The sequence below is a fragment of the Pseudomonas koreensis genome (assembly GCF_012986595.1).
GTDB lineage: Bacteria > Pseudomonadota > Gammaproteobacteria > Pseudomonadales > Pseudomonadaceae > Aquipseudomonas > Aquipseudomonas koreensis.
The window spans coordinates 960,130-980,879 of record NZ_JAAQYM010000001.1 but is presented as its reverse complement, the minus strand read 5'-3'; the positions used below and the strand labels follow the sequence as shown (position 1 = coordinate 980,879).

At 60.8% G+C, this 20,750-nt stretch carries 12 protein-coding genes; 8 read left to right on the top strand and 4 right to left on the bottom strand.

Annotated elements, in window-relative coordinates:
- Window position 1 precedes the first annotated feature (1 nt).
- Complete coding sequence (cra, locus tag HBN98_RS04630) at window positions 2-997, bottom strand: catabolite repressor/activator (RefSeq protein ID WP_064585927.1); 996 nt, start codon at window positions 995-997, stop codon at window positions 2-4.
- A gap of 305 nt (window positions 998-1,302) precedes the next feature.
- Between cra and ptsP the strand changes: the two genes are divergently transcribed.
- From ptsP to HBN98_RS04610, 4 genes are all read left to right on the top strand, one after another.
- Window positions 1,303-4,164 carry a phosphoenolpyruvate--protein phosphotransferase gene (gene ptsP, locus HBN98_RS04625; RefSeq protein WP_083367040.1) on the top strand — a complete coding sequence of 954 codons (2,862 nt, stop codon included), beginning with the start codon at window positions 1,303-1,305 and terminating at the stop codon, window positions 4,162-4,164.
- Window positions 4,164-5,105, top strand: a complete 942-nt coding sequence (gene pfkB, locus HBN98_RS04620) for a 1-phosphofructokinase (protein ID WP_083367039.1) — start codon at window positions 4,164-4,166, stop codon at window positions 5,103-5,105. Before ptsP ends, pfkB begins: the two co-directional genes overlap by 1 nt.
- An 11-nt stretch (window positions 5,106-5,116) precedes the next feature.
- The gene (locus HBN98_RS04615) at window positions 5,117-6,850 is read left to right on the top strand and encodes a PTS fructose-like transporter subunit IIB (protein WP_083367038.1); all 1,734 of its coding nucleotides are present in this window, start codon (window positions 5,117-5,119) and stop codon (window positions 6,848-6,850) included.
- Window positions 6,851-7,025: 175 nt separating this feature from the next.
- The gene (locus tag HBN98_RS04610; protein ID WP_064585931.1) at window positions 7,026-8,567 is read left to right on the top strand and encodes an alkaline phosphatase D family protein; all 1,542 of its coding nucleotides are present in this window, start codon (window positions 7,026-7,028) and stop codon (window positions 8,565-8,567) included.
- 102 nt (window positions 8,568-8,669) lie between these two features.
- Here HBN98_RS04610 and HBN98_RS04605 read toward each other — a convergent pair whose 3' ends face one another.
- Both HBN98_RS04605 and HBN98_RS04600 read right to left on the bottom strand, forming a co-directional pair.
- A complete protein-coding gene (locus HBN98_RS04605) occupies window positions 8,670-11,198 on the bottom strand; it encodes a sulfite reductase flavoprotein subunit alpha (RefSeq protein WP_083369372.1) in 2,529 nt (842 codons plus the stop codon).
- Between the two features lie 211 nt (window positions 11,199-11,409).
- Entirely contained in the window at window positions 11,410-13,668 is a 2,259-nt protein-coding gene (locus tag HBN98_RS04600) for a TonB-dependent receptor (RefSeq protein WP_083367037.1), read from the bottom strand.
- A gap of 207 nt (window positions 13,669-13,875) precedes the next feature.
- On the opposite strand from HBN98_RS04600, the gene HBN98_RS04595 reads away from it, so the two are divergent.
- The 4 genes from HBN98_RS04595 (at window position 13,876) to HBN98_RS04580 (ending at window position 18,684) form a co-directional block, all read left to right on the top strand.
- Window positions 13,876-14,556, top strand: coding sequence for a Fe2+-dependent dioxygenase (locus HBN98_RS04595; protein WP_083367036.1), 681 nt, complete (start codon window positions 13,876-13,878; stop codon window positions 14,554-14,556).
- Window positions 14,553-15,308 carry a tetratricopeptide repeat protein gene (locus HBN98_RS04590; RefSeq protein ID WP_083367035.1) on the top strand — a complete coding sequence of 252 codons (756 nt, stop codon included), beginning with the start codon at window positions 14,553-14,555 and terminating at the stop codon, window positions 15,306-15,308. The genes HBN98_RS04595 and HBN98_RS04590 overlap by 4 nt, the downstream gene beginning before the upstream one ends.
- Before the next feature lie 233 nt (window positions 15,309-15,541).
- The gene (locus HBN98_RS04585) at window positions 15,542-17,758 is read left to right on the top strand and encodes an alpha-xenorhabdolysin family binary toxin subunit A (RefSeq protein ID WP_083367034.1); all 2,217 of its coding nucleotides are present in this window, start codon (window positions 15,542-15,544) and stop codon (window positions 17,756-17,758) included.
- Window positions 17,759-17,805: 47 nt separating this feature from the next.
- Entirely contained in the window at window positions 17,806-18,684 is an 879-nt protein-coding gene (locus HBN98_RS04580) for a hypothetical protein (protein ID WP_083367033.1), read from the top strand.
- A 47-nt stretch (window positions 18,685-18,731) separates the two neighbouring features.
- Here the strand turns inward: HBN98_RS04580 and HBN98_RS04575 are convergent, their stop codons facing one another.
- The gene (locus tag HBN98_RS04575; RefSeq protein ID WP_064585938.1) at window positions 18,732-19,895 is read right to left on the bottom strand and encodes a type III PLP-dependent enzyme; all 1,164 of its coding nucleotides are present in this window, start codon (window positions 19,893-19,895) and stop codon (window positions 18,732-18,734) included.
- Between the last annotated feature and the right edge of the window lie 855 nt (window positions 19,896-20,750).

The window sequence follows — 20,750 nt, the reverse complement described above, 5'->3', positions numbered from 1 at the left end:
TTCAGTCCCGGTGAATACGCTGCTTGAAGGTACGGGCGATGGCCTGCACACCGGGCTCGTATTCGGATTGCTCGACGGCAGCCAGCGCCAGTTCCAGTGCCTTGTCGGCGATCAACTGGTGCTGCTGGGCCATGGCGTTGACGGGCAGCGGCAGGAAGTCCAGCAACTGCGTGTCACCGAAGGTGCCGAGGCGCAGCGGACGGGATTTGAGCGGGAAGTCATGCAGAGCATCGAACACGCCTTGCAGCAGCACGTAGGAGGTGGTCACCAGCGCATCCGGCAAATGCCCCAGACGCTGCAGGAGTTCTTCCATCAACTGCTTGCCGCACTCGCGGCTGAAGGACTCGGCGTGTTCGACCAGCACGTCGCCTTTGAAATCGACCAAGGCTTGCTTGAACCCGGCGGCACGTTCCTGGCTAATGCTCAGCTCCGGTCGCGCGCCGAGCAGCACGATCTGTTTTGGCTGCGGGTCGAGCAGGCTTTGGGTCAGGTGCAGGCTGGCTTCACGGTCGTCACTGATCACCGAGCAGAAATGCTCCGGTTCCATGACCCGGTCGATGGCGATGATCGGCAGCCCCTTGGCCTGCAACTGACGGTAACTGTCGTCACCGGCCGGCAGGCAACTGGCGACGATCAGCGCATCGCAGCGGCGGGCGCGGAACAGTTGCAGCAACTGGCGCTCGCTGTCCGGCGCATCGTCGGAACTGGCAATCAGCAGCTGATAGCCGCGCGCCCGGGCACCTTGTTCCAGCAGTTTGGCGATCCGCGCGTAACTGGGGTTTTCCAGGTCCGGCAGGATGAACCCCAAGGTGCGCGTGTGCCGACTGCGCAGCCCGGCCGCTTGTGGATTGGGCGTGAAGCCGTGCTGCTCGACCACCGCACGCACCCGCTCGACGGTCGCGGTGCTGATGCGTTGCTGTTCGGCCTTGCCGTTGATGACGTAGCTGGCGGTGGTCACGGACACTCCGGCCAACCGCGCGATATCACTGAGTTTCAACCCGGTATTTCCTTGTTTTTTCGAGCTAGCCCCGACATTTTCGCCAATCCTACCCGATTAGGGCAGGCGACTATTGTCGCAGCGCATCCGACAAGTTGGACTTCAAGGATGAGACATTATCGAGTAACGTGCCGATCAATCTAGATTAAACGTTTCAGCAAGCGTATTTTCTACGTTTTAGACGCCTTTGGCCGGTTCTGCCGTGAAACCGCCAAAACTGCTGCTGAAAAGCAGGCTGACCAGCGCCTAAGCTGTGACTATTCAAAACAATACCTGGCGCATCCATGTGCCAAAAAGGAGATCGCATGCTCGAGCTCACTATAGAGCAGATATCCATGGGCCAATCGGCCGTGGATAAACCCGCCGCCCTGCAATTGCTCGCCAATCACCTGGTGGCCGATGGTCTGGTCGCCGATGGCTACCTCGCCGGCTTGCAGGCCCGGGAAGCCCAGGGCTCGACCTTTCTTGGTCAAGGTATTGCCATCCCCCACGGTACGCCCGAGACCCGCGATCAGGTATTCGCCACCGGCGTGCGCCTGATGCAGTTTCCCGAGGGCGTGGATTGGGGCGATGGGCAGATCGTTTATCTGGCGATCGGCATTGCGGCCAAATCCGACGAACACTTGCGCCTGCTGCAACTGCTGACCCGCGCCCTCGGCGAGACCGATCTGGGCCAAGCCCTGCGCCGCGCCAGCTCCCCGGAAGCGCTGTTGAAACTGCTGCAAGGCGCACCGCAGGAATTGGCGCTGGATGCCCAGATGATCGGTCTCGGCGTGTCGGCAGATGATTTCGAAGAACTGGTCTGGCGTGGCGCGCGTCTGTTGCGTCAGGCCGATTGTGTGAGCAACGGCTTTGCCGGCGTATTGCAGCAAGTCGAAGCGCTGCCGCTGGGCGATGGCCTGTGGTGGCTGCACAGCGAACAAACCGTGAAGCGTCCGGGTCTGGCCTTCGTCACCCCGGACAAACCGATGCGCTACCTCGGCCAGCCGCTCAGCGGTCTGTTTTGTCTGGCCAGTCTCGGTGAAGCGCATCAGGCCTTGCTTGAACGTCTGTGCGCGTTGTTGATTGAAGGTCGTGGCCATGAATTGGGCCGCGCCACCAGCAGCCGCAAAGTCCTCGAAGTGCTCGGCGGCGAACTGCCCGCCGACTGGCCGAGCGCCCGCATCGCGCTGGCCAACGCCCACGGTCTGCACGCACGCCCGGCGAAGATCCTCGCGCAACTGGCGAAGAGTTTCGACGGCGAAATTCGCGTGCGCATCGTCGACAGCCAGGACAGCGCCGTGTCGGTCAAGAGCCTGAGCAAGCTGCTCAGCCTCGGTGCCCGTCGCGGTCAGGTGCTGGAGTTGATCGCTGAACCGAGCATCGCCGCCGACGCCTTGCCGGCGCTCTTGGCCGCCATCGAAGAAGGCCTGGGTGAAGAAGTCGAACCACTGCCAGCGGTAAGCCAGCAACGCGAAGTCATTGCCAATATCGCCGAAGTGCTGATCGCCCCGGCGTCCGGCGCGCAGTTGCAGGCGATCCCCGCCGCGCCGGGCATCGCCATCGGCCCGGCGCACATTCAGGTGCAGCAAGCCATCGATTACCCGCTGCGCGGCGAGTCCGCCGCCATCGAGCGTGAACGCCTCAAGCAAGCGCTGGACGATGTGCGCCGCGACATTCAGGGTTTGATCGAACGCAGCAAAGCCAAGGCAATTCGCGAGATCTTCATCACCCACCAGGAAATGCTCGACGACCCGGAATTGACCGACGAAGTCGACACCCGCCTCAAGCAAGGCGAAAGCGCCGAAGCGGCGTGGATGGCAGTGATCGAAGCGGCGGCCCGACAACAGGAATCTTTGCAGGACGCGTTGCTCGCCGAGCGGGCGGCGGACCTGCGTGACATCGGGCGCCGGGTTCTGGCGCAACTCTGTGGTGTGCAGACGCCGAGCGAACCGGAGCAACCGTACATTCTGGTGATGGACGAGGTCGGCCCGTCGGACGTGGCGCGACTCGATCCGGCGCGCGTCGCGGGGATTCTCACCGCGCGTGGCGGCGCCACCGCACACAGCGCCATCGTCGCCCGTGCCTTGGGCATCCCGGCGCTGGTGGGCGCCGGTGCTGCGGTGTTGTTGCTCAAACCCGGCACGCCGTTGCTGCTCGACGGCCAGCGCGGTCGCCTGCACGTCGACGCCGACGCCGCGACCCTGCAACGCGCCGCCGAAGAACGTGACACCCGTGAGCAGCGCCTCAAGGCTGCCGCCGAACAACGCCACCAACCGGCGCACACCACCGATGGCCACGCCGTGGAAGTGTTCGCCAACATCGGCGAAAGCGCCGGGGTCACCGCTGCGGTGGAGCAGGGCGCCGAAGGCATTGGTCTGTTGCGCACCGAACTGATTTTCATGGCTCACCCGCAAGCGCCGGACGAAGCCACTCAGGAGGCAGAATACCGCCGCGTCCTCGATGGCCTCGCCGGACGGCCGCTGGTGGTGCGTACGCTGGACGTCGGTGGCGACAAACCGCTGCCGTATTGGCCGATCGCCAAGGAAGAAAACCCGTTCCTCGGCGTACGCGGCATTCGCCTCACGTTGCAGCGTCCGCAGGTCATGGAAGCGCAACTACGTGCCTTGCTGCGTTCGGCGGACAACCGGCCGTTGCGCATCATGTTCCCGATGGTCGGCAGCGTCGAAGAATGGCGCCAGGCCCGAGACATGACCGAGCGCCTGCGCCTGGAAATCCCGGTTGCGGACCTGCAACTGGGGATCATGATCGAAGTGCCGTCCGCGGCCTTGCTGGCGCCGGTGTTGGCGAAAGAAGTCGATTTCTTCAGCGTCGGCACCAACGACCTGACGCAATACACCCTGGCCATCGACCGGGGGCACCCGACGCTCTCGGCCCAGGCCGATGGCCTGCACCCGGCGGTGCTGCAACTGATCGACATCACCGTGCGCGCCGCGCATGCCCATGGCAAATGGGTTGGCGTGTGCGGCGAGCTGGCGGCAGATCCGCTGGCGGTGCCGGTGCTGGTCGGCCTCGGCGTCGATGAGCTGAGCGTGTCCGGGCGCAGCATCGCCGAGGTCAAGGCGCGCATCCGCGAACTCAGCCTGACCCAGGCGCAAACCCTTGCTCAACACGCCCTCATCGTGGGCAGCGCGAACGAAGTGCGTGCATTAGTGGAGGCCCTGTAATGGCCAAGATTCTCACCCTGACCCTCAACCCGGCGCTGGACCTCACGGTCGAGCTGCCGCGCCTGGAGGCCGGTCAGGTCAACCGCAGCGACGAGATGCACACCCATGCCGCCGGCAAGGGCGTAAACGTCGCCCAGGTGCTCGCGGACCTCGGGCATCAACTGACGGTCAGCGGTTTTCTCGGCGAAGACAATCTGCAGGCCTTCGAAACCTTGTTCGCCAAGCGCGGCTTTGTCGACGCGTTCATCCGCGTGCCGGGCGAGACGCGCAGCAACATCAAGGTCGCCGAGCACGACGGGCGCATCACCGACATCAACGGCCCGGGGCCGGTGGTCGACGCGGCGGCCCAGCAGGCGCTGCTCGATCGTCTGGTGCAGATTGCACCGGGGCATGATGCGGTGGTGGTGGCCGGCAGTTTGCCGCGTGGCGTCACCGCGCAGTGGTTGCGCGAGCTGATCGAACGGCTGAACGAACTCGGCCTGAAAGTCGCCCTCGACAGCAGCGGCGAAGCCTTGCGCGCGGCCATTGAAGCGCGCCCGTGGCTGATCAAGCCGAACACCGAAGAACTCGCCGATGCACTGGATTGCGATGTGGTCTCGCACGCTGCCGAAGCACAGGCGGCGGCGTGCTTGCACGCCAAGGGCATCGAGCATGTGGTGATTTCCCATGGTGCCGATGGCGTGAACTGGTTCAGCGTCGGTGCGGCGCTGCATGCCACGCCGCCCAAGGTGACGGTCGCCAGCACGGTGGGTGCTGGTGACTCGTTGCTGGCCGGCATGCTCCACGGTCTGCTCAGCGCCGATACGCCCGAGCAGACCTTGCGCAGCGCCACGGCGATTGCCGCGATGGCGGTGACGCAGATCGGTTTTGGCATCAACGACACCGCGCAACTGGCGCGGCTCGAACAGGGCGTGCGCGTGCGTCCCCTGACAGAACAATAAGAGGGTTTGTCATGAAGTTAGCCATTGTCACGGCCTGCCCGAACGGCATGGTCACCAGTGTGCTGTGCGCCCGTCTGCTCGACGCGGCAGCCCAGCGTCAGGGCTGGAGCACCAGCGTTGAAGTGGTGGATGCGGCGCACCCGGAACGTGAACTGTCGGCCGCGACCATTGCGGCGGCGGAGTGGGTGCTGCTGGTGGTCACCGGCGACATCGACATGACACGTTTCGTCGGCAAGCGCGTGTTCCGCATTGCCCCGGCGCAAGCGCTGCAGGATGTGGAAGCGGTGCTACGCCGGGGGGCGCAAGAGGCTGAAGTGTACGTCGCCTCTGACGCTGTCCCGGCGCCCGCTGCGCAACGTGCGCCGCGCATCGTCGCCATCACCGCGTGCCCGACCGGCGTCGCCCACACCTTCATGGCGGCCGAGGCGTTGCAGCAGACGGCCAAGCGTCTGGGCTATGAACTGCACGTCGAAACCCAGGGTTCGGTCGGCGCGAAAACCCCGCTCAGCGCCACGGCGATTGCCGAGGCGGACGTGGTGTTGCTGGCGGCCGACATCGAAGTCGCCACCGAGCGTTTCGCCGGCAAGAAGATCTACCGTTGCGGCACCGGCATTGCGCTCAAGCAGTCCGAAGCGACACTGAAAAAGGCCCTCGCCGAAGCTCAGGTGGAGAGCGCCGCGAGTGACGGCAAGGCACCGGCCAAGCAGGAGAAAACCGGGGTCTACAAACACCTGCTGACCGGTGTGTCGTTCATGCTGCCGATGGTGGTAGCCGGTGGTTTGATGATCGCGTTGTCGTTCGTCTTCGGCATCACCGCGTTCAAGGAAGAAGGCACGCTGGCGGCGGCGCTGATGCAGATCGGCGGCGAGACTGCGTTCAAGCTGATGGTGCCGCTGCTCGCCGGTTACATCGCCTATTCGATCGCCGACCGTCCGGGCCTGGCGCCGGGGATGATCGGTGGTTTGCTCGCCAGTACGCTCGGAGCAGGGTTCATCGGCGGTATCGTCGCCGGGTTTATTGCCGGGTATGCGGCCAAGGCGATCAGTCGTTATGTCGCCTTGCCGCAGAGTCTTGAAGCGCTCAAACCGATTCTGATCATCCCGTTGTTCGCCAGCCTGTTCACCGGGCTGGTGATGATCTACGTGGTGGGCAAACCGGTCGCCGGCATGCTCGCGGCGCTCACGCATTTCCTCGACAGCATGGGCACGACCAACGCGATCCTGCTTGGCGTATTGCTCGGCGGCATGATGTGCGTCGACCTCGGCGGCCCGATCAACAAAGCCGCGTATGCGTTCTCGGTGGGCCTGCTGGCCTCGCAGAGTTATGCGCCGATGGCCGCGACCATGGCCGCCGGCATGGTGCCGCCGATCGGGCTGGGCATCGCCACCTTCATCGCCCGGCGCAAGTTCGCCCAGACCGAGCGCGAGGCCGGTAAAGCGGCGCTGGTGCTGGGGCTGTGCTTCATCTCCGAAGGGGCGATTCCGTTTGCCGCCAAGGACCCGCTGCGGGTGATCCCGGCGAGCATCGCTGGCGGTGCGTTGACCGGCGCTCTGTCGATGTATTTCGGCTGCAAACTGATGGCGCCGCACGGTGGCCTGTTTGTGTTGGCGATCCCGAATGCGATCAATCATGCGTTGTTGTATCTGCTGGCGATTGTCGCGGGGAGTTTGTTGACCGCTCTGGTCTATGCGACGGTCAAACGCCCAGAGGCCGTCGAGCTGGCGCTGGAACCCGCCAAGGCCTGACTGACAACAAAAATCCCCTGTGGGAGCGAGCCTGCTCGCGAATGCAGTCTGCCAGCGACATGTATGTTGACTGGCACACCGCTTTCGCGAGCAGGCTCGCTCCCACAATGGTTAGTGGTGTCATGGCGAGTTCACACAGCCGTGCTTAAGTTTTCCTTTTTTCAGGGAGAACAGCATGAGCGATTTCAATCCGGGGCGGCGGCGGGTCATGCAAGTGGTGGGTGCCGGGCTGCTGATGCCGGGGCTGGCGCCGGCAGTGATCGCGTCGGTCAAGGATCGGCCGCAACTGACTGACGGCGTGCAATCCGGTGACCTGCAGGGCGACCGCGCGATGATCTGGAGCCGCAGCGACCGTCCGGCGCGGATGGTGGTCGAGTGGGACACCCGCAGCCAGTTTCGCCACCCGCGCCGGGTCGTCTCGCCATTGGCCGATGCGCGCACCGATTTCACCGCCCGGGTCGAACTGACCGGGCTGCCCGCCGATCAGGCGATTTTCTATCGGGTGTATTTCAAAGACGCGCAGACCGGCGTCGCCAGCGAACCGTGGCTCGGTCACTTGCGCAGCGCACCGACGGCGCGGCGTGACATCCGTTTCGTCTGGAGCGGTGACACCGTCGGCCAGGGTTTCGGCATCAACCCGGACATCGGCGGCATGCGCATCTACGAATCCATGCGTCTGCGCCTGCCGGACTTCTTTATCCACAGCGGCGACACCATCTACGCCGACGGCCCCGTACCGGCGCAACTGACCACCGAAGGTGGCCGCGTCTGGCGCAACCTCACCACCGAAGCCAAGAGCCAAGTCGCGCAGACTCTCGATGATTATCGCGGCAATTACCGCTACAACCTGATGGACGAAAACATCCGCCGTTTCAACGCCGAAGTGCCGCAGATCTGGCAGTGGGACGATCACGAAGTGGTCAACAACTGGTCGCCGGGCAAGCAGCTCGACGAGCGTTATCAGGAAAAAGATATCCACACCCTGGTCGGTCGTGCGCGCAAGGCCTGGCTGGAATATTCACCGATGCGTTTGCAGGCGGCCGACGGCGGTGGGCGGATTTATCGCAAGCTCAGTTACGGGCCGATGCTCGATGTGTTCGTGCTCGACATGCGCAGCTATCGCGGCGCCAACGACGACAATCTCGGCGCGGCCAAGCCGTTCCTTGGGCGTGAGCAACTGGACTGGCTCAAGCGTGGGCTGAAACACTCCAAGGCACAGTGGAAGGTGATCGCCGCCGACATGCCGATCGGCCTCGGTGTGCCGGACGGTGAAGTCAGCCCGGGCGTGGCGCGCTGGGAAGCCGTCGCCAACGGTGATCCTGGCCCGGCTCAGGGCCGCGAGCTGGAAGTTGCCGAGCTGCTCGGTTTTCTGCGGGCGCAGCAGGTGCGCAACTTCGTGTTTCTGACGGCGGACGTGCATTACTGCGCGGCGCATCACTACCACCCCGATCGCGCCGCGTTTCAGGATTTCGAACCGTTCTGGGAGTTTGTCGCCGGGCCGCTGAATGCGGGGAGTTTCGGGCCCAACCCACTGGACAAGACCTTTGGCCCGGAAGTGGTGTTCCAGAAGGCGCCGCCGACCCAGAATGCTTCACCGTTTGCCGGGTTTCAGTTTTTTGGCGAGGTGAATATCGAGGGGCAGAGCGGGGAGATGAGTGTGGTGTTGCGGGATTTGAATGGTGTTGCGGTGTTCGAGCAGAAGTTGCAGCCAGTCTGATCACTCCACCTGTAGGAGCTGCCGCAGGCTGCGATCTTTTGATCTTGCTCTTAAAAACAAAATCAAAAGATCGCAGCCTGCGGCAGCTCCTACAGAAGTGAGTCAGTACACGTCGCGGCGGTAGCGCCCCTGTTCGATCAGGCGCTCGACTTCGGCGGCGCCGAGGATGTCGTTGAGTGCCTGATCCACGCCAGAGGCCATGCCTTGAAGGCTGCCGCAGATGTAGATCACTGCACCGTCGGCCAGCCATTGCTTCAACTCGTCAGCGGATTCACGCAGGCGATCCTGGACGTAAATCTTCTGTGCCTGGTCCCGTGAAAACGCGAGGTCCAGGCGTGCCAGATCGCCGTTGATCAACCACTCTTCCAGCTCCGCCCGGCAAAGGAAATCGTGCTGGCGATTACGTTCGCCGAACAGCAGCCAGTGGTGCTGTTGACCCTCGGCGATCCGTGCCTTGAGCAGGCTGCGCAACCCGGCGAGGCCGGTGCCGTTACCCAGCAGAATCATCGGCACGGGTTCATTCGGCAGGTGGAAGCCACTGTTGCGGCGCACGCGCAGGCTGATGTTGCCGCCGACCGCGGCGTGTTCGGTCAGCCAGCCGGAAGCGATGCCCAGGCGGCCATCGGGGTGCTGTTCCTGACGCACGATCAGCTCCAGCACACCGTCAGCGGCGATCGAGGCAATCGAGTACTCGCGCATCGCCAACGGCACCATCGCATCCACCAGCGCCTGCGCGTGCAGGCCGACCAGATGCGCGCGGTGTTCAGGCAATTGGCGTGAGGCGAGGGCCACTTCCAGCGGCTCTTCGAGGCCGTTGATCGTTACCCGGGTTTCGCCACGAATGCCGAGGCCGTCGAGGAAGTGCTCGACCGCCCATGCGCAATTGCGCGGCAGCACTTCCACCAGGTCGCCGGCCAGCCAACTGCTGGTGCTCGGTGCGCTCAGGCCCAACAGGTAGACCGGCGAGCCGCTGCTGTCGGGGTTCATCAGTTCGCGGCGCACCAGCGTCCAGTTCTCATAGCTCGGCGCTTGCCAGGTGTCGACCGGTGTCTGTCCGGTGAGCAGCCCGAGTTGAGTCTGCCAGTGACGCAGGGCGTACGGATCGCCGCTGTCGACTTCGACCGGGGCGAACAGGGTCTTGCCGCCGTGCTCGCTCAGCCATTGATGCAGGCGTCGGGCGAAACCGCAGAAGTGCGCATACTGGCGATCACCCAGGCCGAGTACGGCGTAGTTCAGGCCCTCGAGGCTCGCGGCGTTGCGCAGCACCTTGCGTTCGAAACCGCGAGCGCTGTCCGGTGCCTCGCCGTCGCCGAAGGTGCTGACCACGAACAGCGCGTTGTTCGATTCACGCAGATCCTGCGCGCTGACATCCGCCAGCGGCTGCACCTTCACCGGCAACCCGGCGGCCTGCAATTGCCCGGCGGTCTGCCACGCCAGTTGTTCGGCAAACCCGCTCTGGCTGGCGAAACCGATCAGCCATCCGGGCGCGTTGCCGGCCGGTGGTTCGAGGCCTTTGCGTGCGTCCTGAATCTGTTTTTTCTTGCGCCGACGGTCCAGGTACAGCAACCAGCCGGTGATGAAAAACAGCGGCATGCACACCGCAGCGAGAGTGATGATGATCCGTCCGACGAGGCCGAAATAGCTGCCGACGTGCAGTGCGTAAATGCTGGTCAGCAGTTGCGCCTTGAAACTCTTGTCGGCGTAGCGGTCGACCCGGTTGACCACGCCGGTGGCCGGGTCGAGGGTGATCTGGTTCAACGCGCGATCATGCGGCGAGCTGTCGAGCAGGTAGAACACGGTCGCCGGTTGCCCGGCCACGGCCGGCATGCGGATGTTGTAGGCGGACAGGCCCGGGCCGGCGGCGCTGTAGATGCTGCTCCACATCGCCGCGTAGTCGGCGGTCGGAGCCGGGCCTGCCGGTGCCGGACCGCGACCACCGCGCACGCGTTCGTTTTGCGGCGCGTCGGACAACAGTTTGGTCAGTCCTTTGTTGTACCACTCGTAGGACCAGGACAACCCGGTCAACGCCAGCAGCAGATACACCAGCAAACACCAGGTGCCGGCTACCGAGTGCAGGTCCCAGTTGAAGCTGCGGCCCTTTTTCTTCCAGTCGAGGGTCAGCCACACGCGCCAGCTGTTCCACTGCCGTGGCCAGCGCAGATACAGCCCGGAGAGGCAGAAGAACAACAGGATCAGGGTGCACGCGCCGGTGATGTTGCGCCCGGTGTCGCCCATGGCGAGGAAGCGGTGCAGTTGCAGCATCAGGCCGAAGAAGTCCTGGCCCACGGCATCGCCCATGAACTCGCCGGTGTACGGGTCGAAGTAGCGCATCTCGCCACGGCGTTCGCCTTTGGGCGGAGTGAAGTAGACGCGTGCGGCGTTGCCGCTGTCGCTCTCGACCCAGAGCATCGCGACCTTTTTGCCGGACGTCGCTTCAATGTGCTCCACCAGTTCGACCGGCGGCAGGACGCCGGCGACCTGTTTTTCCACCTGCAGCACCGACGGATTCAGCGCCCGCAGGATTTCGTCCTGGAACGAATAGGCGGCACCGGTAATGCCCATCAGGGCCAGCACCAGTCCGGCAGTGATGCCAAAAAACCAGTGCAGCTGGAACAGGGTTTTCTTCAACACGTCACTCGCCGTCCGTTCGAAAGTTGGTTTCACGGCGCGCATTATGCCGTGGGTGATCGAGCGCTTCTTTGATTACGCACAAAAGCCCCGTTCACATGAATGAGCGGGGCTTTGTTCTTTGTAGGCGCTGCGGCACGCTGCGATCTTTTGATGTTGGTTTTCAAGAATCAAGATCAACAGATCGCAGCGTACCGCAGCGCCTACAGGTTCCTTAGAAGTGGAAGTTGGCGCTCAGCAATGCTGTACGACCCGACGCCACGTGGGCGTAGTGGGTTTGGAACACCTGGTCGAAATAACGCTTGTCGGTCAGGTTCTGCACGTTGAGTTGCAGGTCCACGTTCTTGGTCAGGGCATAGGTGGCCATGGCGTCGTAGCGCCAGTAGGACGGGATCTCCACCGAGTTGGCGACGTTGCCGAACTGCGAGTCGACGAAGGTCGCGCCGCCGCCAATGGTCAGTTTTTCCGGGATCAGGTCATAGGTCGACCACAGCGTGAAGTTGTTTCGCGGTGTGCTCGGCATGTGGTTGCCCTTGTCGGCGGCGAGGGTGGTCTTGACCACTTCGCTGTCCATGTAGGTGTAGCCGCCGAAGACTTTCCAGTTGCGTGTCAGCTTGCCGCTGTAGGTCAGTTCCAGACCATTGACGACCTGCTCGCCGTCGAGCACCTGGGTGGTGGCGCCGTCCGGATCGTCGATGCGTGCGTTGGTTTTCTCGGTGCGGAACAGCGCAGCGGTCAGCGACAGATCGTCACCGAAGAAGTCCCACTTGGTACCGATCTCGTAGTTGCGGTTTTTTTCCGGGTCCAGGTCGCTGTTGTTCGCCGCCAGTTCCAGGCTGCCGTTGCCGCTGGTTTCGCCGGCCGGGTTGCTGGAGGTGGAGTAGGCCGCGTAGACACTGCCGTTAGGCAGCGGGTTGTAGACCACGCCGATCTGGTAGTTGAGCAGGTCGCTGGTGTTCTCGCGGGAGAAGTTGCCCGCCACCGCGCCGCGACCGCCGGTGCTGTAACCGCTGGATTCGGTCTGATAGTTGTCGTAGCGCAGGCCCAGGTTCAAGGACCATTGCTCGTTGAACTTCAGGGTGTCGAACACGTAGGCCGCTGCGGTTTTGGTGTCGGTATCGGTGTACGCGGCGCTGTCAGTGATTTTGCCCGACCAGTTATCCCCAGGGGTTGGCTTGTACAGGTTGGTGCAGTCGCCGGAGCGGAACAGCGCAGCGTTGCACGTGGTGCCACTGGCGGACGAGGTCAGGACGTACGGCCGGTTGTGGGTGTCCTGATAGGAAAACTCCAGACCGGTGACCAGGCTGTGCTCGATGCCGGCCGTGTTGAACTTGGCGCTCAGATCGGTCTGGTTGACCCAGCCGCTGGACGTCGAGTTGCGGCTCTTGGCGCCACGATAGACGCTGCCGTTGGCCACGTTGCCCTTGCTGTCGTCCGGGTTGCTGACGATGTAGTCCAGGGTCGAGCGCGACATGCGGAAGCTGTTGGAGACGGTCAGGTCATCGTTCAGGTCGTGTTCGATCTTGAAGGTGCCGCTGTCGTCGCTGGTCTGGCGATAGTCACGGCTGGTGAGACCGTAGAAGTTGTCGCGGTTGACGTTGGCCGGTTTGTCGACGTGGTATTTGCTGCGATTCGAACTGGAGGTCAGCGGGATGCCGTAGTCCGGAATGTCGTCGGTTTCGTTGTGGTAGTAACCGACGATCACCCGGGTGTCGGTACCCAGGCCGAACGAGAAGGTCGGCGCCACGCCCCAGCGGCTGACGTCCACGCCATCACGTCCGGCGACGTTGGCTTCATGCTTCATCAGGTTCAGGCGGAAGGCCGAGGTGTCGGTCATCTGCTGGTTCAGGTCGAGCGTGGTGCGCTTGGTCTGGTCCGAACCCCAGGTGAAACCACCGTTGTAGAAACTGCCCAGTTTGGCGGTCTTGCTCACCAGGTTCAGGCTGCCACCGGTGGAACCGGCACCGGTGAAAGCCGAGCCCGGGCCTTTGCTGACTTCGACCGATTCCACGTCGAAGATTTCGCGGCTTTGCGAGGCCGGGTCGCGCATGCCGTCGATGAACACGTCGCTTTCGGCATTGAAGCCACGAATGATCGGGCGGTCCCCGGCCGGGTTGCCGCCTTCGCCGGCACCGAAGGTGATGCCCGGCGTCGTACGCAGCGCATCGACCAGGCTGGTGGCGCCGGTGTCTCGGATCACCTGTTGCGGGATGACGGTCACGCTTTTTGGCGTTTCGCGCAGCGGTGCGGTGTATTTCTTCGATTGCGATGCATCGGTTTTGTAGGAGGTGTCCTGCTGCTCGCCAACCACGCTGGTGGCGTCCAGCGCAATCGCATTGCCCGAAGCTTTTTCATCGGTTTGCTGGGCTGCAAAAGCCATGTGTCCGGCGGAGCCCGCAGTGATCGCCATGCCGATGGCAGAGGCGAGCAAACGCGGTGAACTGACGGCGGATTGTTGTGGTTGGCGTGACATGTGAATTCCCCTCCCCAAGGATTTGAGGTCGCGGAATATAGGGTAAACAGGTATTCGTATCAATTGCGAAATATTGTTATTCGCGACGAATTTACATTCTTTACAATTTAACCTTACGGTTTTTGGCGATTCATCCGTCGTGCGGGTTTTACACGACCAATAAGAATCAATACCATTGGCACCCCTTTACCATCAGGTACGATCGCCATGCTGCTGCACATCCCCGGCCTGTTCGCCAAAGACGAAGTGCAGCGCATCCGCGAGGCGCTGGAGCAGGCCGATTGGGCCGATGGCAAGATCACCGCCGGTTATCAGTCGGCCAAGGCCAAGCACAATCTGCAACTGCCGGAAGGTCATCCACTGGCCCAGGAAATCGGTGCGGCGATGCTCGAACGGCTGTGGAAAAATCCGCAGTTCATGTCCGCTGCGCTGCCGCACAAAGTATTCCCGCCGTTACTCAACTGCTACACGGCGGGCGGCAGTTTTGATTTTCATATCGACAACGCCGTGCGTCAGCCCAAGGGCAGCATTGAGCGAGTGCGCACCGATCTGTCGGCCACGCTGTTTTTCAGTGAGCCCGAGGATTACGACGGCGGCGAACTGGAGATCCAGGACACGTTCGGCACCCAGCGGGTGAAACTGCCGGCCGGCGACCTGGTGCTGTACCCGGGCACCAGCCTGCACAAGGTCAACGCCGTCACGCGCGGTGCGCGTTATGCGTCGTTCTTCTGGACGCAAAGTCTGGTGCGCGAAGACAGTCAGCGCGCGTTGCTGTTCGAGATGGACGAAGCGATCCAGCAACTGACGCAAGACATGCCCGATCACCCGTCGCTGATCCGCCTTACCGGCACCTATCACAACCTGCTGCGGCGCTGGGTCGAGGTATGAGCTACCTGCTGCGGCGCGAAGAAGTGCTCGACGGCACGCAGCTCGGCGCCATGCTCGAAGAAAGTCCGGCCCGTGCCGCGCAGGCAATTCTGCTCGCGGCAGGCCAGGGCGTGGTTGAAGCGCAGGCGCTGCTCGGGCAGATCCTGCTCGACGGCCGGGGCATCGCCCGGGATCAGCCGCTGGCGCTGCGTTGGTTCGGCATCGCTGCCGGGCAGGGGCATCTGATGGCGCGCAACATGCTCGGCCGTTGTCATGAGCATGGCTGGGGTTGTGCGGCGAATACCGCGATTGCCGCCCGGCATTATCGAATTGCCGCAGACGCGGGGCTGGATTGGGCGATGTACAACCTGGCCAATCTGCTGGCCACCGGGCGCGGGGTGGTGTTGGATCATGCTCAGGCACTGGCGCTGTATCAGCGCGCCGCTGAAGCCGGCCACGCCAAGTCGATGAACCTGCTGGGACGTTATCTGGAAGACGGGCAGGCCTGTCAGGCCGATCCGAGCGCCGCGCGCGATTGGTATCGTCGCTCGGCCGAGGGCGGAGATTTTCGGGGGCAGTTCAGTTACGCCGCCGTGCTGGCGGAAGAAGGACTGATCGATGATGCACTGGGCTGGTTGCGCAAGGCACTGGCGGCAGGGAACGTGAACTTCCTGCGGGTGAGCATCGATTCATTGCTCAACGCCCGTCACCCACAAATTCGCCAGATGGCTGAAGTTTATCAACAGCGGCTGAGTGAGTTGCGCGCGGCTTGACTGATTGAAAAAATTTAACAACTAACACTTGGTCAGGTGCTTTTGTAGTTGGCTGTTAGTTGTTGTTTTATCGATTCTTCTAGTTTGGTATTTAATTTTAATAGTTAATGACTTGTGTGGGCGCGCACTGCTTGATTAGTGTTGTCTTCGATGTTTGTGGTCAAGTTGTTGGGAGTGGCTTGTAAGCATCAAAATAACCGTTAATACATTCCGAAGAAGACAAGGAGTCTCTGATGGAGCCGAAGATTAATAACACGGTCGCGGAAGTTGCGGCCAAAGCACCACTGGCGTTTGTGAATGCCTCGCTGGGCGTGGGTGAGGAATACAACCGCGATACCGGCATTCAGCTGACCAAGGAACAGATTGTCAGTCTGAGAAAGTATGAAGTTCTGGGGCTGTCCCTTCCGGTACGTCTGCAAGACGTTATTGCCTATTTGAATTATGGCGCCGGTGATCAAGGTGGCGTGGGCCTGAAAGCTGCGGATTTTCTGCGCACCTTTACCATGACGTATGACCATGCGAAACGCTGGTCGCCGCTGCGCGAGCAAATCATGCTGACCGGCACTGACCTGAAAATTTTTGCCGGCAGCATTATCCGTACCGGTAATGCCATCGTGGAGGTGTATGAGGATCTCAAAGCGTCGAGGTATCTGGAAGAACACAATATCAATACGCCTGAGGAATATCTGAACCTGAAACGGCAGATTCCGGGGCTTCCTGATCTCGACCTGTCGCCAGAAGATATCCCGGATATCAAGGCGTATCTCAATGACCTGCTGATGAAAGTTGCGCAATGTCATCAGAAAGCCGAGCGGGTGCGAGAGCAACTGGACAGTTTCGGTATCGATATGCGCGAAAAAGTGCTGCCGGAAATTGCCTTGCGCCTGGCGTTTGTTTCCAGGAACACCTACCAGAGCGACATCAAGGCATTGCAGGGAACCATTGATCAGCGCTCGAAAGAAATTGATGAGCTGAACAAGCAGTACGATCAGTTGGTTCAGGAAGCGATCAAGTCGGCGGCTACCCTGAATATTGGTGGCTTGATTCTGGGCATTTATCAAGGCGTCAAGGCGGAAAGAATCCGTAATGAGCGTAACCGCTTGAAGCAATTGCAACTGGCTGATAATCAGCTCATGGCCAGCAGGAACCAGACGCTGAGTTCGTTGAACAAAGTTCGAGATGATCTGCAGAATCTAAGTTACGTAGCCATTGAGGCTGAAGTCGCTACGCAGAATCTCATGCTGGTGTGGAATGCGCTCAGTGATTATGTCGCGGCTTCCTTTAGTGAGGTCGACGGTATATTCGAGGCGGCTTCGTTGCGCCGCTTCAAAAATCAGTTGCTGAATATCATTGACCCCTGGGAACAGATAAAGGTCAGTTCCGATCAGTTGCTGAAAGTGTTTGAAGAAGCGGATAAAGAGTATGAGAAAAATCGTCTGGTTGTTCGGAGTCGGTCCATGAGATCTTTGCTGTCGGTTAATTCGGTTGTTCCAACGTTCAATATGGCAAAACTGCGTGAGCATAATGCGTCGGTGCAAAGCCTGAATACGACGGCGCAGATGCTGTTTGAACAATTCGATTACATGCCCGGTACCGTTGGCGCCATGAATAACCTGGCCATCGCGATCAACAAGGCCACGTTCGACCTGCGCAGCCAGGCGCTGGCCACCGGCATCTATCTGGAGCGCGCGGAGAGGAAACTGCGAGGCTATCAGGCGGAACTGGAGTACCCGGATGATGCGGACGAAGTACGCGAAGACATGGAGCTCGAGTTAAAGACCATCTTCAATAAGGTGTCTGTCCAGACGCAGGACTTGAACGTTGTTCACAAGAGCATCAATGCGCACTATGACCGCAACGCTTCGGCCGGCTGGCTCGTGACCCTGAGGGATGATCGCGCGGCGACTGTGGCACTCAAGAGCAAGTGCGATGAAAAACTCGCAGACCTGACGGTCGAGATGAAGTCTGTTTCCAAGGGGATTGATCTGATCGCCAAGGCAGGCATCGAAAAAATTGGCGAACAGGCACAGTTGTCGCTCGAAAATCTCAAGGCATTGGGCTTGGCGCCACCTCAGGTGCAGGTCGCGATGTTGGCCATCGATACCCTGAAGAAGTTGATTTCCGGTATTGGCGAGGCGATTTCGTTTCTCAATATGCTGGCGGCGTACAACCGGCTGAATGACAAGGCGGGTGAACTGCGTGCGCAGATCAACCAGTACGTCAAAGACATCGGCCGTTTTGATGGGCGTATCGAACTGGTCGAGACTCTGGATCAACTGGACGCCGGCCGTTCTGGCTATGCCGCCGAGTTTGCCAGTCTGATTGAAGACTTTGCGCAGTTCACCCGTGATTTCCGGCAGAACACTTCGCTTCCTGTCGAAGCGCGAGCGCAAGCGGCGATCGTGCGAATGGCCGACGTCATCAAGCATTTGAAGAGCATTCATCAATAACAAGGGGCTGAGGGGGTGGGCTGTAAGCCCATCACCTCTGAAACAGCATGAATGTACTGGCTTATGAATTTACGGTGGCGCAACGGCGTGTGCTGGACCGTTACATTCGGTTTCTCGGTGCCTTGCCCGCAACGTTCAACGCGATACCGATGGTCTTCGAGCGTCGCAGGAGGAGTGGCCATCAACTGGCGGTTCTGGCCAGGGACTCGCGGCTGGAAAATGCCCGCTTCAATCAGCGCTATCTCGAAGCGTTCTGGGGGCGTACCCAGGCATTGAAAGTGCTGGGCGCAGGCTATGTTGCAGATCTGCAAACGTTCACCCGTGAAACGCTGGAAATCACCGGCAGAACCTCCCGGAACGAACCTGTCAGCCAAGTGGACTTCCGGGTCTACAGTCTTTCCAGGTCGCCGACCTGGAAGTTGTTTCCCCCTCAAGATGTTTCTGACTTGCTGCACGAACTGGCGCTTCGGTTCTTTGAACTCAGAGCGCAGACGCGACAGCTGAAATATACCGTCGTTGAGGTGTACGAAGAGTCGTTCGGCGTGAAGTCGGTATTTGTCAGCGCCATGGATCACCGTTCGTGCCTTTGCCATGCAACCCCCACTGTTGCGCAGGAGTTGTTTGCCGACGCCGCGACAACCCCGGTCTGGGACATCGCTTACTCGTCGAGGGAGCCTGCGGTCAGAGCGGCGGAGTACAAGGCCGACATCGTCGAGTTGTTCAATGGATGGGGTCAGGTGAATACGCAGAAGGGGCTGTTCATTGAAGCGCTTTATCAGCGCCTCGATGGCGTATGCAATCAATTGTTGCAGGCCAAGAGTGCAACGAAACTGGGCGAGTTGAACTTCAAACTGGCGGCGATCATCGACGGCACCAACGAATGCCTGGCGATGCTGAGTCACCTGGAGGCATGGCTGCGCCGATAAAAAAAAGGCCCATGATCGCTCATGGGCCTTTTCTCAATCGCCGCGTATTACACGTAGAACGATTTCAGTGGCGGGAAGCCATTGAATTCCACGGCGCTGTAGCTGGTGGTGTAGGCACCGGTCGACAGCCAGTACAGACGATCACCGATTGCCAGGTTCAGCGGCAGACCGTACTTGTAGTTTTCGTACATGATGTCGGCGCTGTCGCAAGTTGGACCGGCGATGACCACTTCTTCCATCTCGCCTTTCTTCTCGGTCCAGATCGGGAACTTGATCGCTTCGTCCATGGTTTCGATCAGGCCGGAGAACTTGCCCACATCGGTGTACACCCAACGCTCGACGGCGGTGCGCGATTTACGTGCAACCAATACCACTTCACTGACCAGAATGCCGGCGTTGGCGATCAACGAACGGCCCGGCTCCAGAATGATTTCCGGCAGGTCATCACCGAAGTCTTCTTTCAGGAAGCGGATGATTTCTTCAGCGTAGGTTTCCAGGCTGTTGGTGCGGGTGATGTAGTTAGCCGGGAAGCCGCCGCCCATGTTGATCAGCTTCAGGTGAATGCCGTCTTCTTCTTTCAGGCGTTCGAAGATCACTTTGACCTTGGCGATCGCCGCATCCCAGACGCTGATGTCGCGCTGTTGCGAACCGACGTGGAACGAGATGCCGTACGGCACCAGGCCGAGGTCGCGAGCGAGGATCAGCAGGTCCATGGCCATGTCGGTCTGGCAGCCGAACTTGCGCGACAAAGGCCAGTCAGCAGTGGTCGAGCCTTCGGTGAGGATCCGCACATAGACTTTCGAGCCCGGCGCGGCTTTGGCGATGTTGCGCAGGTCGGCTTCGGAGTCGGTGGCGAACAGGCGCACACCCTTCTCGTAGAAGTAGCGGATGTCCTTGGACTTCTTGATGGTGTTGCCGTAGCTGATCTGGTCCGGGCTCACGCCACGGCCCATGACTTTGTCCAGCTCATAGATGGAGGCGATGTCGAAGCTCGAGCCTTTCTCTTTGAGCAGGTCGATGATCTCGACGGCCGGGTTGGCCTTGACCGCGTAGTAGACCTTGGCGAATTCGAAACCGGCGCGCAGGTCGTCATAGGCCTGGCTGATCATCGCGGTGTCGATCACCACGAACGGGGTTTCCTGTTTGTCGGCGAACGCCTTCATTTTCTGAAAGGTTTCGCGCGCGAAATAGTCTTCGACCTGGATCGACATACTTGGGAACTCCTACTGGCAAACGTTAGTAATCAATGGGTGCGAGGGTGTGTCATCAATGAATTCGCGAGTGCGTTGAACCTGAGCGCGTGCCAGGCAAGGCGCAGGCCGCCGCTAATGGCCACTCCCTTCGCAAGGCCTGCAACGCAGCATGGCGCGCGCTCAGGCTCAACCCGAAGGGCCGGGCCCGCTTTTGCGCAGGGCTGCGTTGCTCGTCCCTTATTTGGAACAACGAAACTGCGGGCCTCGCGCCTTGCCCTGCGCAAAAGCGGACTCCGGCGCACTCGTGAATTCATTGATGACACACCCTCCTGAACGCCCTCCGTATCCCCACTTTGGTTCGCCTACTTCCCAAGGCATGTCGCCGAAAGCAAAAAGGCCATGGGAAATGCAGCTTTTTTCCCTTGGCCTTGCTGTCTCGTCGTCAGTACTTGAGCCGGATGGATCGTTTCCAGCATGGACGTTCGGCGCGAACTTTAGGGCGTGAGGGGCGTGAGATCAACTAAAAATGTCGCGTTTTTGCACGCTTCTGACGTGCGTCGCGGTTATCACTCTTTGTAGCCGACCGAGATGACGGACAGATGTTCCCCGGGAATTTTCGAGTGTTAAAAATACCTGCACGTTCGCGGCTTTTGTCGGCTAACTCTGGGGTAAGTGTGATAGGCGCAACATCGGCGACGTTGCCCGCGAGAGGTGGGTGTGTGGGGGATTTTGATGAGTGTGACGGGTGGTTTCTCAATGCCAGAACCCACCTTGGTGTTGATATTTTTTTCCAGCCTTTGCAAACACTGAAAAACCTGTGGCAAGGGAGCTTGCTCCCGCTGGACTGCGAAGCAGTCCCCGCTTTTTATGAAA